The sequence below is a fragment of the Kribbella monticola genome, assembly GCF_003261635.1.
In the GTDB taxonomy this organism is placed as follows: domain Bacteria; phylum Actinomycetota; class Actinomycetes; order Propionibacteriales; family Kribbellaceae; genus Kribbella; species Kribbella monticola.
Genome location: NZ_QFXK01000009.1, coordinates 320,237 through 335,831 on the forward strand (window position 1 = coordinate 320,237; position 15,595 = coordinate 335,831).

The following is a 15,595-nucleotide window of genomic DNA, read 5'->3' on the forward strand; positions in this document are numbered from 1 at the left end:
GGGACACATCGCGGGAGAGCGCTCTCTGAAACAGCCTCGGTCCGGCCCTTCCGGCTGTCAAGAGTCGCGTGGTTCCGGAACCGGCTGAGCGTGACGAGGCGTTGACAACCAGCTAGCGCAGCGGCAACCATCAGCTCCACGAGAGAGCGCTCTCTGACCTCTCGGCCACCGGCATCGTCCCCTCCCGCCGGTCGCTGTGCCGTTCCGCCCTCACAGCGAGGAGTACCCCGATGAACTTCGTGACAAGTCACGGCCGCCCACGCCCGGCAAGGCGCAGACGTCGTGTCCGCTCGGTGATCGCAGCCACGGTCGCTGCGGCCACCGTGCTGCTCGGCAACGTCATCCTGCTCGCCGAACCGGCCCACGCCGCGACCCTTCTGTCACAGGGAAAACCGGTCACCGCTTCAGCGATCGAAGGCGCCGGTACGCCGGCCGCCGCGGCCGTCGACGGTGATCTCAGCACCCGCTGGTCGACGCCCTTCAGCGACCCCCAGTGGCTGCAGGTCGACCTCGGCGCAGCGGCTGATGTCAGCCAGGTGGTCCTGCGCTGGGAGGCCGCCTACGCGACGGCGTACCGGATCGAGGTTTCGAACGACGCGCAGAACTGGAGCCCGATCTACAGCACCACCACCGGCCACGGCGGTACCGAGACGCTCAACGTGACCGGCAACGGCCGTTATGTGCGCTTCTACGGCACCCAGCGCGTTGGCGGCTACGGATATTCGCTGTGGGAGTTCGAAGTCCACGGCACGCCGGGCAACGGCGGTCCCTCGCAGGGCACCGGTACCGTCCGGATCGCAGGTAGTCAGGGCAACTGGCAACTACTGGTGAACAACGCGCCCTTCCAGATCAAGGGCCTGACCTGGGGTCCACCGGCCAGCGAGGCGGCGCAGCGGCTGCCCGAGCTGAAGTCGATCGGCGTCAACACCGTCCGGACCTGGGGGACGGACGCGAGTTCGAAGCCGCTCTTCGATGCCGCGGCCTCGAACGGGATGCGGGTGATTGCCGGCTACTGGCTCCAGCCTGGTGGTGGACCCGGTAGCGGTGGCTGCGTCAATTACGTCAGCGACACGACGTACAAGGCCAACATGCTGGCCGAGATCCAGCGCTGGACGACGGCGTACAAGGACAACCAGGGCGTGCTGCTCTGGAATGTCGGCAACGAATCCGTGCTCGGCATGCAGAACTGCTTCTCCGGCACCGAGTTGGAGAACCAGCGCATCGCGTACGCCAAGTTCGTCAACGAAGCGACGAAGGCGATCCACGCGATCGATCCGAACCACCCGGTCACCTCGACCGACGCCTGGACCGGGGCGTGGCCGTACTTCAAGCAGTACACGCCTGACCTCGACCTGCTGGCGGTGAACTCGTACGGGCACATCTGCCAGGTGAAGCAGGATTGGATCAACGGTGGCTACACCAAGCCGTACATCGTCACCGAGGCCGGACCCGCCGGGGAGTGGGAGGTTCCGAACGACGCCAACGGAGTACCGGACGAGCCCACTGACGTACAGAAGCGCGACGGCTACCTGCAGGCGTGGAACTGCATCACCGGGCATGCGGGAGTCGCACTGGGTGCAACGCTCTTCCACTACGGCACCGAGAACGACTTCGGCGCCGTATGGTTCAACCTCACGCCGGCCGGCGAGAAGCGGCTGTCGTGGTACGCCGTACGCCAGGCCTTCGGTGGTCAGCAGGGCGGCAACACAGCTCCGGTGATCACCAGCATGACGCTGAGCCGTACGACGGATGTCCCGGCCGGCGGAACCATCTCGGTGAACGTCAACGTGACCGACCCCGACGGGGATGCGCTGACGCACGAGTTCAAGGTCGGTGGGAAGTACATCGACGGCAGCGGGGCTCTGGTGACCACGCCGTCGTCCGGGAACGGCCCGTTCACAGTGACCGTGCCGCAGCGGCTCGGGGTGTGGAAGCTCTACGACTACGTGCGGGACGGCCATGGAAACGTGGGGATCGAGACCAGGTCGTTCCGGGTCGTCGCACCACCTGTCCAAGGCACCAACATCGCACGCGGCCGGCCCGCGACGGCGTCGTCGTACCAGCAGGTCGGCAACGAAGCGCCGTACCCGCCGTCGAACGTGACGGACGGGAACAACAGCACCCGCTGGGCGAGCGACTGGTCGGATCCGCAGTGGATCCAGGTGGATCTGGGCTCGGTGCAGTCGTTCGATCGGGTCCAGCTGATCTGGGAGAGCGCGTTCGCGCGGTCCTACCGGATCGAGGTCTCCGACGACGGGAACGCGTGGAGAGCGCTCTACAGCGCCGCTGACGGGAACGGTGACGTGGACGATCTCGCGCTCGCCGGGTCGGGCCGGTACGTGCGGCTCACCGGTACGCAGCGGGGGAGTGGTTTCGGGTATTCGCTGTACGAGTTCGGCATCTACCGGCGCTGAGAATTCACTGAGCCCGGCGGCTCTGCCATTGCGCGGCAGCAGTCGCCGGGCCTGTGGATGAAGGACAGGGGAGACGGCGTTGACAGAGATACGATCCGGTGCCATGAGCACGAAGTCTGCGGATCGCAAGCCCACCTTGGAAGATGTCGCCTTGGTGGCCGGCGTTTCGCGGGCGACCGCGTCCCGGGTGATCAACGGGAGCAAGAAGGTCAACGCCCAGATGATCCGGGACGTGCAGCGGGCCGTCAAGACGACCGGCTACGTCCCCAACACGGCAGCGCGCACGCTGGTGAACGGCAAGACCGGCTCGATCGCGCTGGTGCTGTCCGGGTCCGACGGATCGGCCGAGCAGGTGTTCGGCGACCCGTTCTTCGGTCGCGTCACCGGCGGAGTCGTCAAACATCTCAGCAATGAAGGGATTCACCCTTCGCTGGTGCTGGCCGATTCCGACGAGGCGCGCGCCAAGGCGATCTCCTACGTACGCCGGGGCGGCGCCGACGGTGCGCTCCTGGTGTCCACCCATGCCGACGATCCGCTGCCCGGGTTGTTCGTCGACGAACGGCTGCCCGCCGTGCTCTTCGCCAGGCCGGGGCGCCCGACGCCGATCAGCTTCGTCGATCTCGACCATGACAAAGGTGCCGCGCTCGCCGCCGAGCGGTTGGTCGCTCGAGGCTGCCGGAACATCGCCACCATCTCGGGTCCACCCGCCGTACTGGCCGCGCAGGATCGCGAGAAGGGCTTCCGCCAGGCGATGGCCCAGCACGGCCGGCCGTACGTACCAGTTGCCATCGGCAACTTCACCCGGGAGAGCGGCGAGGTCGCGATGGCGGAGTTGCTGCGCGACCACCCGAGTTTGGACGGTGTCTTCGTCGCCAACGACCTGATGGCCGAAGGCGCTCTCCAGGTACTACGGGATCACGGTCGCCGGGTCCCCGACGATGTCGCCGTGGTCGGCTTCGACGACAGCCTCCCGGCCCGCCAGGCCGAGCCAGGTCTCACCACCATCGCCCAGCCCCTGGAGGAGATGGCCGCCGAAATGGCCCGCCTCCTCCTCGCCCGCATCGCCGACCCCACCGTCCAACCCACCTCAGTCATCTTCGCCCCGCGCCTCGTCATCCGGGAATCCGCCTGACACCCGAAGTCAGGTGGCCCCTGGGATCTCCGGCCACCGAACACGCGCTGGAGGCGCATTGCGTCGCCTCCTTGGGGCACGACTTCCGCCCTGCAGAGGATTCAGGTAGTGGAGATGAGCGTTGCGGACTCCCTGATCAGCCAGGGGAGGTTTGCCTGGCGGGACCAGCGGTTGACTTCGGTGGCGATGGCGGCTGCGCCGGCGGGGTTGCCCTCGTCGCGGGTGACGACGGCGAGGAGCGTCTGCTGGGCCAGCGCGCCGAGGAGGTGACCGAGTTGCTGGCGGAGTTCGGTCGAGCGTTCCCACTGGGCGCGGGCGAGTTTGAGGTCGCCGGACGTGTGGGCGTGATCGCCGAGATGCCGCAGTGCGAGCGAGATCACCATCTTGTCGCCTGAGCGTTCGCCGAGTTCCAGGGCGACCGTCAGGTGCGCAAAGGCTTGCTCGGGAAGTTCGAGGAGGTGCTCGGCGATCATCCCCGCATAGAACGCCGCGTGCCCGGCGCGGCCGTCGTCGGGAGCGCTGTCCTGCAACTTCACGGCCCGCTCGCTCAGCTCGAGACTTGCTTCCGCCGTCACCTGATCGCGGGTGCGGAGCGCCATCCCGTAGGCCTTGCGGAGTTTGAGGAAGGCGAGATCCCAGCGAAGTGTGTCGTCGTAAGCCGCAGTGAGTGCTTTCTCGAAGCGCTCCAGTGGACCCTGCGCCGTGTCGACTGCTTGGGCGAAGTCCTGGTCGACGGCGACCTCGGCGCGCACGGCCGCGACGGCGACGGCCTCTGCGGGATCGGCAGGAGTGATGGCTTCGAGGAGCTGGCCGGCTTCATCCCAGCGGCCGGCTCGCATCAGAGCACTGGCGGACTGGAGAACGGGAGAGAGCGCGATCTGAGTCATGCCGGCAGAGTATTTCGACATCGAATGTTTTGACAACAAACCTTTGGCCACTGAATACTTCGGCTCATGAAGGATTTCATCGACGACCACATCGACCTGTGGGCCCGCGAACTGCCGGAGATGGACCTGCGGGTCGAGGCCGTCGCGACCCGGCTGCAGGTGCTGACCAAGTACCTCGATCGGCGCCGCGATGCCGTGCTGGCCGGCCATGGCCTGCAGTGGTGGGAGTTCAAGACCCTGCACATGCTCCGGCGCGGTGGTTCGCCGTACCGGGCGACGCCGGGGGAGTTGGCATCCCAGCTGAATCTGTCGCCGGCGACGCTCACCAACAGGTTGGACGCGCTGGTGCGGCAGGGCTATGTGGTGCGGGAGAACGACCGCGACGACCGCCGCAAGGTGGTCGCGATGCTCACCGAAGCCGGTCTCAAGATCTGGCAGCAGGGCATCGGCGACATCAGCCGGGTCGAGCAGGAACTGGTCGGCGAACTCAGCCGGGCAGAGCAGGAGCAACTCATCGTTCTGCTCCGCCGGTTGGTGCTGGCCACCGAAAAGCCGTGAGAATTCCGCACCGGCGATGGCAAGTTCGGTCTGTCGGCTCCGACGTACTCGGTGAAGGCACCCACCAGGGAGCCCCGGGACAGGAGCGCAGACCGATGGAACCGATGCACCTTTTGCTGGCACGACAGCGCGTCGCCGACGACATGCGCCGCCGCGTGAACCCCGGTGCGCCCGGCGAAGCACGCCGTACGACGCGAATCACTCGTCACCGGCTGTCGCACTTGATTCGCCAGGCAGTGACGAGTCGTTCGAGGGCAATGGAAAAGCGGGTGACTCGACCCAGAGTCGTGTCAGAGTCTTGCGGTGACTGATACGACGAACAAGGCGACCGTCCTGCTGGCGGCGTACGACGACCAACTGCGCGGCGGCTCCGAGGCGGCCGACGTGCCGACCAGTACCGACGGGCCGGTGATCCGGGTCGAGTACCCGAACCGCGGCTTCGTGAGTTACCGCTCTCTGGGCGGCGTCGAGGATCTCGATGCGTTGATCGCGCGGCAACGTGACTACTTCGCGGCGAAGAACCAGCCGGTTGAGTGGAAGACTCGCGGCCACGACCTGCCCGCGGATCTGCCTGAGCGGTTGATCGCCGCCGGGTTCGTCCCCGAAGAGCGGGAAACCGTGGTGATCGCGGAGAGCGCGGACATCGTCGAGCGGCTGCACGGGCGTGACCACGTCGACGGCGTCACCATCCGGCGTACCGCCGAGGAGTCCGACTTCGCGCGGATCGCGGCGATGGAGTCGACGGTCTGGAACCAGGACTGGTCCTGGCTCACCGCCGATCTGATCCGGCGGCAGGCGACCGGTCTCACGGACATCTTCGTCGCGGAGGCAGGCGGCGAAGTCGTCTCCGCCGCCTGGGCGGTCTACAAGAAGGGCACGGACTTCACGGGGTTGTGGGGCGGCTCGACCTTGGCCGAGTGGCGCGGCAAGGGGATCTACAAGGCGTTGGTCGCTGTGCGTGCCGCCCGAGCGGTGGACCTCGGTTACAAATACCTCCAAGTGGATGCCTCGGACGACAGTTCGCCGATCTTGCAGCGACTGGGATTCCTCGCGGTCACCACCACCACGCCGTACGTCTACACGCCACAGAGCTGATAGACAGAGCGCTGGGCGCGGACCTGTCGAGGACCGGCAACCGGCTCCGACGTTGCCCGTGAACGGCGCCGAGGTGTCGCTGCGTGGGCCGACCTGGAGGAAGCGAACTGATGAAGTACATGCTGTTGATGCACACCAACAAGCAAGGGTGGGACGAGATGCCCGCGGCGTGGTCGCAGGAGGATCTCGGTGTCATGGTCCGGTACATGAAGGATCTCGATCGCGAACTGGCGGCGGCAGGCGAACTGGTCGAGGACCGCGGACTGGCCGGTCCCGACCAGATGAAGACGCTGCAGGCGCGCGACGACGGCGAGCCGATCGTGACCGACGGGCCGTTCTCAGAGACCAAGGAGGTCCTGGCCGGCTACTGGGTCGTCGACGTCGCCTCGGAGGAGCGGGTCCTGGAGATCGCTCTCCACATCTCCCGTACTCCAGGCCCCGGCGGCCGGCCCCTCAACCAACCGGTAGAAATCCACCCCGAAGGCGTAGCCCCCGCCTGATCCCGCACCTACTGCCGAGGGCAGATCTCGCCTACCGCCCGTCAGAGCCTGACCAGCGCTCCTCCACCATCGGCGGTGCTGGCGCGGTGGGATCAGGCTTTGGTGCGGAGGTGGGTGAGGATCAGGTCTGCTACGGCCTGCATGCCGGCTTCGTTGGGGTGGTAGGGAGTGCCGCGGGTCAGGCGGAAGCCGGTGGTCCACGGCTCAGGGGAGCCGAGGGCGTGGTCGAGGCTTGCGGTTGAGGCGGCGATCAGGTCGGCGCCGGTCCTCTCGGCGGCTTTGGCGAAGGCTGCGGCGAGCCCTTCGGCCATCAGTACGACGCTGGGCAGTTGCTCCTCGTTGAGCGGTACGTCGAGCCTCGGCCGAGTCCCCGGTCCGACGAGCGTGTGGTAGTCGACCAGCAGGATGCGGCTCCGTGGAGCGCTCTCCCGGATCCGTGTCACGACCTCCGTCAGCGAGTCGGCCACGGCGTCGTACTCGCTCTGATCCTTCAGGTAGCTGACCCGGGCGCGGATCCGGTTGCCGAGCCGTTTGGCGACCAGGCCGACCGGCCGTGCCAACGTGTTCATCAGGCTGCCGCGGAGGAACGTCCCGATGTAGTCGAGGTCGTTGCCGCCGGCAGTCACCGTGACGAGTGCGGTTTCGGGGCCGACGGCATCGATCTGCGGTGCCGCGTCGTTCTGCCGTTCGGACAGCAGGTTGGCCGTCGTCGCACCGGAGTACGTGACGTCGACGAGATCCAGCTCGAGCGCCTCGGCGACGAGATGCGCGTAGTTACGGCCAGACCGCCCGGCGGCCTTGTCGAGTTGCGGTTCGATTCCAGGCCCGGCAGCGAACGAACTGCCCAGAGCGACATAGCGACTGCCAGGTGAGATCACCGCACCGAAGATAGCCGGTCTCCTGTCACGATGTGCGGGCGTTGCTCCAACACGGCACGGAGGATGCCGCCAAACCCGGGCTGCCCGTTCGGATAAGTTCCGATCGGGAGTTTCAGTTCGCGATCGTCCAGGGGTCCTCGGGTTTCCGGTCGGGCTGGAAGCCTGCGGACTCGGCCAGGGCGGCGGCCTCGGCGAGACCGAGGCCGAGTGCGTCCGGTGAGTGAGCGTCGCTGCCGAACGTCACTCGGCGACCGCCGCACTCTCGCCACCACGTGAGGATTGTCGGGTGGAGGGGAACGCGGGTGTTGATCTCGAGAACGCGCTCTCCCGCGGCCAGCGCGCTCAGCGCCTGCCGGAGTTCGTCCTCGAAGTCGCCCGGCTCGAAGGCATCGCTGCCGCCGGGCCAGGAGCGCACCGGATAGTCGATGTGGGCGAACACCTCGAACGCCTCCGACCCGCTCACCATCCGCGGAATCTCCGCCAGGTACTCCCGGAACACCTCGTCGGCCGGCCGGTGCGGAAACAGTTCCCACGGCTCGGCGAACTCATCACCGTCGAGCAGGCAGTGCAGCGAGCCGATCACGCGCTGAAAGGTGCCCTGGGCAAGGAGTTCGGCGACCTCGGGCACATGGAGGTGCGGTTGACCGACCTCCATCCCCGCCAGGATCCGCAACTGAGGGAACTTCGCTCGGCACTTCGCCACGGATTCCTGGTATCCGGCGACATCGAGCACGGGTGCATTCAAGATCCCATCAGTGACCAGATGCCCGAAGTTCTCGACCAGGAAGCCGGCCCGGAACGGTGTGAAGTCCACATGCTCCGTGAACGACACCGCCGGTACGCCGAGCTCGACCGCCCGCGCACAGGTCGCCTCCATCGCGCCACGGTCGGCATCCCACGACCACTCACTGTGCACATGTCCATCAGCCGGCAGCGTCATCGCTCACCTCGCATCAGCGGTCGGAAGTTCACCCGGTCAATCTAGTCGTCACCTTCCGGGACCGGCGCGGGCAGCGGTGAGCCGGGCAGGCATACTCCTCGGGTGATCGACGTCTTCGGGACCGCAGCAATTCGTGAACGAGTGTTGACCGCCTGGGCCTCCGCGCCGGTGCGATTCCGGGAGGACGCGAACGCCGAGGAGGACCTGGCGCTCGGCGGTTACCTTGACCGGGTCGTGGTCGAGCTGGCCCAGAACGCCGCGGATGCGGCCGTCCGGGCAGGTGTTCCCGGTCGCGTGCAGTTCTCCTTCCGCAACGGCACCCTGGTCGTCGCGAACACCGGTACGCCGTTGTCCGCCGAGGGAGTCGAATCGCTCGCCACCTTGCGGGCGTCGGCCAAGCGCGACGACGTGGAGGCGACGCCAGAGAGCGCGATCTCGCCGTTCCCGTCGACCAGCGTCGGCCGGTTCGGCGTCGGGTTCTCGGCAGTGCTGGCGGTGACCGATGAGCCGGTGATCCTGTCCAGGACCGGTGGTGTGCGGTTCTCGCGAGCAGACAGTGCGGCCGCGGTCGCCGAGGCCGGTGTCGGTTCGCCAGGCCTGGCAGACGAAGTACGGCGTCGGGATGGGCAGGTGCCGGTACTGCGCCTGCCATTCGAAGCTGACGGGGAACCGCCGGAGGGGTACGACACGGCGGTGATCCTGCCGCTGCGCGACGAGGCGGCTTCAGAACTCGTACGCAGGTTGCTCGGCGAAGCCGATGATGCCTTGCCGCTCGCGCTTCCCGGCCTGGAGCGGATCGAGATCGACCTCGACGGCGACGTCCGGGAACTCGTCGACGCGGAGTCCCGGTGGTACGTGCAGCGCGCGAGCGGGATCCTCGACGAGAACGACAGAGAGCGCTTGCTCGCGGATCGGCCGACCGAGGAGCGCTGGCGTCCGCACTGGTCCGTCCTCTGGGCGCTGCCACGCGATCCGCTGGCCGCGGTGCCGGGAACGGTGCACGCTCCGACGCCGACGGACGAGCCGTTGTCCCTGCCGGCGTTGCTGTTGGCAACTTTTCCGCTCGATCCGTCCCGGCGGCATGTCGCTGCCGGACCGCTGACCGACCGGCTCGTCGCCGAAGCGGCGACGGCCTACGCGGAGCTGCTGCGAAACCGTGCCGAGCAAGGCGCGAACATCTTTCCGCTGGTGCCCGTTGGACTGGCGGCGGGCGGGCTTGACCGGGCGGTGCGGGAGGCGATCCTCGCGGCTCTGCCGACGACTCCCTTGCTTCGGGCGGTCGAGGACGGATCGATACTGCCGCCTGAGGATGCGGTCGCCATCGACGGATCGGACGACGCGTTCAACGCCGTCATGGCGCCGCTCGTCCCCGGCCTGATCGCCTCACCTCGCCAGGACCGGACGGCGCTGGATGCCCTCGGCGTCCGGCGGCTCGAACTCGCCGACCTCGTCGACCAGTTGGGCACGGTGGCAGAGACGCGGCCGCCCGAGTGGTGGCGGGAAATCTATGGAGCGCTCTCGGAGATGGTCACGGATCCGCTGCTCCGTGAGTCCCTCGGAACCCTGCCGGTCCCATTGGCGGATGGCCGACTGGTCCGCGGAGTCCGTGGGCTGCTTCTGCCCGGCCAGGAGCTGGCAACCGACGTACTGGCTGTCTTCGGCGAGTACGGCGTGCGGGTCGTGCATCCGGATGCCGTGCACGGGACGCTGGAACGGCTGGGAGCGCTTCCCACGACGCCGCGGGCGTTGCTGGAGGACAGTGCGGTCCGGTCGGCAGTCGAGCACTCCGGCGATGCCGATGATCCCGAGGCGATCGCTGATGCCGTGCTGACCATGGTCGCCGCCGACCCATCCCAGGCGGAAGGCTTGTGGTGGCTGTCGGACCTCGTACTGCGGGATGCCGAAGGCGAACTGGTGCCCGCGAACGCGCTCGTGATTCCCGGCTCCGTAGCGGCGGAGATACTCGACGACGAAGAGGTGGCGCCGATCGGTCAGGCGGTCGTCGACCGGTTCGGAATCCCTGCTCTGGAAGCGATCGGGGTCCTCGACTCGCTCGGGACCGTCGCTGCCTCCGAGGTCGTGCTCGACGACCTGCCGGAGTCGCTCGCCGATCTGGACGGGATCGAGGACTGGGCGTACGACGTGGCGCCGGGCGGGTCGAGATTCGGCGCGACGGTGGGGGAGGTCGCGGCGATCCGCGATCTCGACTGGGTGGTCGACGACGCGTGGCCGCAGGTGCTCGAGTTGATCGGCGCGACACCGGAACTCCGGCGGGCGCTGGTGGAACGGGTCCGCGTGGTCGGTCCTGACGACCGGGCGGTCGGCGGACCGTCGTACTCGGCCTGGTGGATCCGGGAGCATCTGATCCTGCCTGACGGTGAACCGCTGGCGGGCCGCGCGGATCCCGAGGCGGATCCGGTCCTCGCGGAATATCTGGACGAAGCGCCGGAGTGGACGGCCGGCTTGGATCCGGAGGTGCGTACCGCGGTCGGTCTGGTTCGCGAGGTCGGCGATCTCGAGGCCGAGGGCGTCGCGCAGGTCCTTGCCCGGTTGGCGGATCCGGCCCGAAAGGTGGGAGAGAGCGCGCTCCTGCGCCTCTGGAACCACCTCGGCCGCCTCACGGTCTACGCTTCAGAGCCTCCCACCCATATCCGAGTTCTCACCGCCGAAGCCGATGCTCCTCAGGAGTGGCTTGGCGAAGGCGACGAGCCGGAGGGCGGCCGGCGATCGTCGGCCCCTCGTACGGCGATCGTCGCGGCGGGCGAGGCCGTGGTGGCGGATGCGCCGATGTGGTTGCAGCGTGGGGATCTCGGCGGTTTCGTGGTCGGGTCGGGGGTGGTCGCCGACGGGCTGAGCGACCTGCTCGATCTGCCGATGGCGCAAGAAGTTGCCGAGGGCAAGGTCGACGGACCGGGTACCGAGGCCGACGTACCGGCGATCGTGCGCGAGCTCGTGCCGCAGACGCCCGCCCAGTGGTGGGAACACGAGGAACTCACCGTCGACGGCGTCGAGGTCTCCTGGTGGGTGAGCGAGAACGGCGAACCCCACGCCGCGACCTTCGACGGCCTGGCGAAAGCCCTCGCCTGGTCCGCCGGCCGTTGGGACCAGCGCCACGTCATCCTAGCCATCCTCTCCGACCCCACCCGCGCCTCGGAACTACTGATCGACGCGGCCTTCGACGATGACGGCGGCAACGAATAGGCCGCGATTCATCAACCTGACAGCCTTCCCCTTTACAGGACCCCACAGAGACGAGATTCTCAGAGGCGCCGATCGGCCCAGCCGGCCGGCGGGGGATCTTGTCATCGGAGCCAGGGGAGGGCACCGACATGTCACTAGCCGAAGAAGCCGACGTACCGTCCGCAGCGAGGGCGAGTGGCAAGAAGTCGCGCGGTAGGTTCGCCGGACTGTCGTCGATGCTGATGATCGAGATCATCGCGGTGAACGCCGGCCTGCTGGGAACCATCGTGTATGCGCTCGGTACCAACGGCACCTGGGGGTCGCTGTCCGCTTCGGTGATGATCTCGGCGGCGTCTCTGGTCAGCGGCGGGTTGATCGGGATCCTGTTCGGCGTGCCGCGGAGCATCGCGGCCGCGCAGCAGGTCGACGGGAAGCCGGCGACCACGCTGATCGGTGCCAACACGAATCTCGAGCAGATCTCCGACTGGCTGACCAAGATCATCGTCGGCGTCACTCTGACCCAGTTCGGCGCAATCAGGCGCGAGGCCGGGCGGCTGTTCCACTCGCTGGCTCCGGCAGTCGGTGGCGCCGACGGTGCGGCTGCGTTCGCGGGCAGCGTCGTCATCTACTTCGTCGTGGTCGGATTCTTGATCGGCTGGCTCTACGCCCGGCTGCGGCTCAGCCTGGCGATGAGTGGCGCCGACGCGATGCTCGAACTGTCCCGCCGCGCCGCCCGGGCCGGCGATACCGAGACCGCGCAGGCAGCCCGCGAAACAGCCCGCAGCCTGACTCAGCGAAGCACCGACGCTTGACGCAGGTCGGCGCCGCGGCTTGGGCCAGCGCGGCTTGACGCATTGGGCGTCGAGACCTGATCCACCGAGGCTCCGAAGGCCGGTCCCCGTACGTCACAACTTGCTGGAAGCTGTCAGCGGAGCAGGGTGGTCAGGGCGGGGTTGTTGATGGTGGTGGCCAGGTGGCGGGCGGTTGTGGCGGCTTTGGGGTCGCCTAGGCGGGCCTGGTGGAGGTTGGCGCGGACAGTTAGTTCTCTTAGTTCGCAGCGGGCGGCCAAGGCGGTGAGGCGGGTGACGAGGGGGCGGGCTCGCGCTTCGTCGTCGCGGGCCAGGGCAGCTGTGATGGCGGTGTCGAGGACGTGAGCATGGACCCATTGGTAGCGGTCTGGTTCGCGGCTGGATCTGGTGGCGGCCTGGTCGAGCCACGAGGTCGCGCCTGCGTCGTCACCGCGGCCGGCGCTGAGGAGGCCGAGTCCGCGGGCGGCCATGCCTTCCCAGCAAGGATCGTTGAGTTGGCAGCTGAGGACCCAGGCCTGTTCGAAGCCGTCGGTCGCGGCTTCGAGATCGCCGGCGTACCAGTCGAGTTCTGCGTTGAGCGCCTGCGGCCAAGGAAGGAAGGCGATCCAGCGCTCTTGCCTGACCAACTCGAGTGATTGCTGGACCGTGGCCGCTGCCTGGCTCTGCTCGCCGCGGAGGAGATGTGCGCGGCCCATGATCGACAGCGACCAGGCTTGCTGGCGACGGTTGCCGCATTTCGTGGCCAACTCGACCGACTCGCCGAGGTGCTCGAACGCGGCTGGATAGTCGCCGGTGTCCGACGAGTTCATCCCCTGTACGCCGAGGATCGCGGCGTACTCCGCATCGGTCTCGGCGAGCTCTCGTGCCTTCGTCAGCCAGGCGACCGCCGTACTGCGTCGCCCGGCCTGGACCTCGACGAATGCGAGTTCGCGATGCGCGTCCACCGAGGTGGCTCGATCGCCTGCCTGAGTGGCGACCTGGATCGCTTCGTGCAGGACGATGGCGCCCTCCTCGTCGTGCCCGCGAATCGCGTGGACGAGAGCACTGCCGAGAGCGGAGAGAGCGCGACCTCGCAGTACGGCGTCGTTGCAATGCTCGGCCTCCGCGACCGCGCGCCGGAGGCACTGGATACCTGCGTCGACAGCTCCGGCGCCGATGGCTGCGCGACCCGCTTCGAGTTGGCTCATCGCAGCGGCCCGACCGCTGAGCGCGGGGCTCGATGGTGAGCCCGGGCTGACGGTTGACGCCGCCAGGAGCGCCGGGGAGGCTGCGATGGCGAGTTCGCGGCGGAGGAGGTCTTCGCAGACGGCGACCTGTCGGAGCGCGGCTGGTCGGTCCCCGGTCAGCGCGAGACAGCGGACGAGTAGTTCGTGGTTGCCCTGTTCGAGTGGGTTGATCGAAACGGCCTTGCTGGCAAACGGAATCGCCTCCTTCGCCTGGCCGCTCGCGACCAGGGAAACGGCGGCTTCGCGGAGCTTCGCTTCGATCATGCTCGAGAGGCGGTGGCGTTCGGCCAAGAGCCAGGACTCGATCTCCGGGCAGGAGGGGAGTTGCACTCCTTCAAGCAGCTCACCGCCGAGATCCAGCAGGGTCGCTGGATCGCCGGAGCCGTCGGTGAGCATCAGCACATCGGCGGAAGCGTCGGTGCCGAGTGTGGTGACGATCGGGTCGCCGGTGAGGACGACGCCGGCGCCGAGGTTGCGCCGGAGTTCGGCGAGCGTCCACCGCAGGGCGCCGAGCGGATCATCCGCATCGGCGAACAGCAATTCGGCCAGGCGTTTGCGACTGGGTGGGCGATCTGCCAGCAACAAGTACGCGAGCAACACCCAGGCCTTCCGCCCCCGTAGAACCCGAGCCATCCCGCCACCGGCCTCGATCCCCGGCAACCCCATCAACCTGATTCTGGTCATCACACCCCCTCCCCAATCCCCAGTCTCACCCAGCCCCACCCCCTCCACCAGCCACTGGCCAGCCGAGGGCCGCGCGGGCCGGGCGGTTGTGCAACCCGTGCGCCCCGGCCGTGGTTGCGCGGCCGGGGCGGTGGGTCAGTGTTTGATGCCTACTGCTTCCAGGTATTCGGCGTGGGCCGCGAGGGTGTGGTCGGTGTTGTCGTTGAACGCTCGCGGTACGTCGGCGAGGTCGGCCGCGAACTGGACGCGATCTGCGTCGGAGAGCGCTCCCGCCAGCTTCGTGATCGGACCGTAGAACTGGCGGAACCACTCCGAGAAGTGCTCTGCCGAGCGGTAGCGGAAGACGAAGTCGCGCTTGGTCAGCGTCACCCATTCGACCCGGTCGCCGAACAGTTCGGCCAAGTGCTCCTCGGTGCCCCACAAGGTCGCGGGCTGGACGCCGGCCGGCGGCGGTGCCCACTTCGATACCGTCTTGAACATCTGCCCGACCATCCCGGTCGGCGTCCACGAAGCGAGCGCGATCCGGCCACCCGGCGCGGTCACGCGGACGAGCTCGTCCGCTGCCTGCTGGTGGTCGGGCGCGAACATCACGCCGACCGTGCTGAGTACCCGGTCGAAGGACGCGTCCGGTACCGGCAGTTGCTCGGCGTCCCCTTCGAGGAAAGTCACCGGCAGATGCTCGGCGACGGCCCGCTCACGCCCCTGCTCCAGCAGGTTCGCCGCGTAGTCGACCCCGGTCGCCTCGGCGAACCGGCGGGCTGCCGCGAGCGCCGCGTTTCCCTGCCCACAAGCCACATCCAGCACTTTCTGGTCCGCCCGTACGTCGGCGGCCTCTGCCAGCAGCTCGGCGATGATCTGCAACGTGTTGCCGACCCGGGGATAGTCCCCGGTCTCCCAGCCGGACCGCTGCTTGTCCTTGATCGCCGCGAAATCCACAGCCGTACTCGTCATCCGATGCCCCCAAAAGAGAAGAAGTACGTCCCCCAGCCACGCCACCGCGCTGCGCGGTGTGTAGTGCAGCCTTCCGGTACGCCGTGTGACGAGGCGTGTGAAAGCTCAAGCCTGCCGGCAACTACGCAGCGCTAACCATCGTTGTCATTGGTTGGTAATCGCACTGATCAGCAGGTTGGGCGAGCGCATTGCAACGTTATAGCTGACGTCTTGCCAACGTTGTCATCCGTATTTATAGTCCGAGGAAACGTTTCCAGCCAGTGACGGCCGGATGACAGCAGGTGAGATGGAGGTGGCTTCGCACCTAGGGACGACGCGTGAGGACGCGTCGAGTGAGGAGA

The 15,595-nt window shown here is 67.7% G+C and carries 12 protein-coding genes; 7 read left to right on the forward strand and 5 right to left on the reverse strand.

Going from position 1 to position 15,595, the window contains the following annotated elements:
• The first annotated feature begins 230 nt into the window (after positions 1–230).
• Positions 231–2,414, forward strand: a complete 2,184-nt coding sequence (locus DIZ26_RS05120) for a discoidin domain-containing protein (protein WP_112238208.1) — start codon at positions 231–233, stop codon at positions 2,412–2,414.
• Between the two features lie 103 nt (positions 2,415–2,517).
• A complete protein-coding gene (locus DIZ26_RS05125; RefSeq protein WP_112238210.1) occupies positions 2,518–3,546 on the forward strand; it encodes a LacI family DNA-binding transcriptional regulator in 1,029 nt (342 codons plus the stop codon).
• Between the two features lie 101 nt (positions 3,547–3,647).
• Here DIZ26_RS05125 and DIZ26_RS05130 read toward each other — a convergent pair whose 3' ends face one another.
• A complete protein-coding gene (locus DIZ26_RS05130) occupies positions 3,648–4,433 on the reverse strand; it encodes a hypothetical protein (RefSeq protein WP_112238212.1) in 786 nt (261 codons plus the stop codon).
• A gap of 66 nt (positions 4,434–4,499) precedes the next feature.
• Here DIZ26_RS05130 and DIZ26_RS05135 point away from each other — a divergent pair, with 66 nt between their 5' ends.
• The 3 genes from DIZ26_RS05135 (at position 4,500) to DIZ26_RS05145 (ending at position 6,586) form a co-directional block, all read left to right on the forward strand.
• Positions 4,500–4,991, forward strand: coding sequence for a MarR family winged helix-turn-helix transcriptional regulator (locus DIZ26_RS05135; protein WP_112238215.1), 492 nt, complete (start codon positions 4,500–4,502; stop codon positions 4,989–4,991).
• Positions 4,992–5,294: 303 nt separating this feature from the next.
• Entirely contained in the window at positions 5,295–6,086 is a 792-nt protein-coding gene (locus DIZ26_RS05140) for a GNAT family N-acetyltransferase (protein WP_112238217.1), read from the forward strand.
• Positions 6,087–6,196: 110 nt separating this feature from the next.
• Complete coding sequence (locus DIZ26_RS05145; RefSeq protein WP_112238219.1) at positions 6,197–6,586, forward strand: YciI family protein; 390 nt, start codon at positions 6,197–6,199, stop codon at positions 6,584–6,586.
• Positions 6,587–6,678: 92 nt separating this feature from the next.
• On the opposite strand, the gene DIZ26_RS05150 is transcribed toward DIZ26_RS05145, so the two are convergent.
• Positions 6,679–7,464 (reverse strand): SGNH/GDSL hydrolase family protein, encoded by a 786-nt coding sequence (locus DIZ26_RS05150; RefSeq protein ID WP_198675902.1) that lies wholly within the window; start codon positions 7,462–7,464, stop codon positions 6,679–6,681.
• A 112-nt stretch (positions 7,465–7,576) separates the two neighbouring features.
• Positions 7,577–8,404, reverse strand: a complete 828-nt coding sequence (locus DIZ26_RS05155) for a PHP domain-containing protein (protein ID WP_112238221.1) — start codon at positions 8,402–8,404, stop codon at positions 7,577–7,579.
• Positions 8,405–8,506: 102 nt separating this feature from the next.
• On the opposite strand from DIZ26_RS05155, the gene DIZ26_RS05160 reads away from it, so the two are divergent.
• A complete protein-coding gene (locus DIZ26_RS05160) occupies positions 8,507–11,605 on the forward strand; it encodes a sacsin N-terminal ATP-binding-like domain-containing protein (RefSeq protein WP_112238223.1) in 3,099 nt (1,032 codons plus the stop codon).
• Between the two features lie 128 nt (positions 11,606–11,733).
• Positions 11,734–12,396, forward strand: a complete 663-nt coding sequence (locus DIZ26_RS05165) for a hypothetical protein (RefSeq protein WP_112238225.1) — start codon at positions 11,734–11,736, stop codon at positions 12,394–12,396.
• A 113-nt stretch (positions 12,397–12,509) separates the two neighbouring features.
• Here DIZ26_RS05165 and DIZ26_RS05170 read toward each other — a convergent pair whose 3' ends face one another.
• Together DIZ26_RS05170 and DIZ26_RS05175 are read right to left on the reverse strand one after the other, a co-directional pair.
• Entirely contained in the window at positions 12,510–14,303 is a 1,794-nt protein-coding gene (locus tag DIZ26_RS05170; RefSeq protein ID WP_112238227.1) for a tetratricopeptide repeat protein, read from the reverse strand.
• Positions 14,304–14,438: 135 nt separating this feature from the next.
• Positions 14,439–15,254 carry a class I SAM-dependent methyltransferase gene (locus tag DIZ26_RS05175; protein WP_112238228.1) on the reverse strand — a complete coding sequence of 272 codons (816 nt, stop codon included), beginning with the start codon at positions 15,252–15,254 and terminating at the stop codon, positions 14,439–14,441.
• Positions 15,255–15,595 lie beyond the last annotated feature (341 nt).

What these genes read in the sequence shown, in the direction of transcription:
- DIZ26_RS05120 (WP_112238208.1), top strand. Translation starts at nt 231, where the DNA reads ATGAACTTCGTGACAAGTCACGGCCGCCCACGCCCGGCAAGGCGCAGA.
- DIZ26_RS05125 (WP_112238210.1), top strand. Translation starts at nt 2,518, where the DNA reads ATGAGCACGAAGTCTGCGGATCGCAAGCCCACCTTGGAAGATGTCGCC.
- DIZ26_RS05130 (WP_112238212.1), bottom strand. Translation starts at nt 4,433, where the DNA reads ATGACTCAGATCGCGCTCTCTCCCGTTCTCCAGTCCGCCAGTGCTCTG.
- DIZ26_RS05135 (WP_112238215.1), top strand. Translation starts at nt 4,500, where the DNA reads ATGAAGGATTTCATCGACGACCACATCGACCTGTGGGCCCGCGAACTG.
- DIZ26_RS05145 (WP_112238219.1), top strand. Translation starts at nt 6,197, where the DNA reads ATGAAGTACATGCTGTTGATGCACACCAACAAGCAAGGGTGGGACGAG.
- DIZ26_RS05155 (WP_112238221.1), bottom strand. Translation starts at nt 8,404, where the DNA reads ATGACGCTGCCGGCTGATGGACATGTGCACAGTGAGTGGTCGTGGGAT.
- DIZ26_RS05165 (WP_112238225.1), top strand. Translation starts at nt 11,734, where the DNA reads ATGTCACTAGCCGAAGAAGCCGACGTACCGTCCGCAGCGAGGGCGAGT.
- DIZ26_RS05170 (WP_112238227.1), bottom strand. Translation starts at nt 14,303, where the DNA reads ATGACCAGAATCAGGTTGATGGGGTTGCCGGGGATCGAGGCCGGTGGC.
- DIZ26_RS05175 (WP_112238228.1), bottom strand. Translation starts at nt 15,254, where the DNA reads ATGACGAGTACGGCTGTGGATTTCGCGGCGATCAAGGACAAGCAGCGG.